Genomic DNA, 557 nt, shown 5'->3' on the forward strand with positions numbered 1-557 from the left:
AGATCAGCGCGGGTAGATGTCCGCTCATCATCAGGGACCTCGATGCTTATCCCCAGCACCCTTGCCCGATCGGCGTGCCCACACTCAACTCTGAAGAGCCGGTTAAGGTTGACATTCCGTGGCGGAAGACATCGTCAGTGAGAAATCAAGCGTGGGAAGTTGATCGTGCCCTGCACGCAGCTGCTGTGTACGTGAAGCTTATCGAGTGGAGGCAGCAGATTCTCCTGCGCGATGACTTGTCTGATGACGAAAGAAACCTCATTGAGGAGAGTTTGGGCGAAGCTGTCGAGGCGGCACATTACCTCGTATCTCAACTTCGCGATTCGTGTTCATCTAGTTTTGGTGCGAGCGGGTTGGATCTTTTGGATAAGCTAGCTCGTCGGTTGTCTATTCGTTGAATTCAGTCAGACTCCTCGGCGTCTGGCTCCCGCAGGGAGTCTCCCAGGCTTTATCCGGCTCTTCGGACATCCGGTGGGGGTCATGGGGTGAGTCCGCCGGCGGCGAGGAGCATGCGGAGGCGGTAGTTGTGCTGGTTGCGGTAGCCGCGGGCGAGGCGG

The 557-nt window shown here is 57.5% G+C and carries 1 protein-coding gene; it reads left to right on the top strand.

Translation table 11 applies throughout. The features are described 5' to 3' along the window. Window positions 1–398, top strand: a 398-nt coding sequence (locus tag ACFFN1_RS13525) for a hypothetical protein (RefSeq protein ID WP_376841354.1), incomplete at its 5' end; no start/stop codon positions are given. Between the last annotated feature and the right edge of the window lie 159 nt (window positions 399–557).

Source organism: Brevibacterium otitidis, from assembly GCF_042429315.1.
Lineage (GTDB): Bacteria > Actinomycetota > Actinomycetes > Actinomycetales > Brevibacteriaceae > Brevibacterium > Brevibacterium otitidis.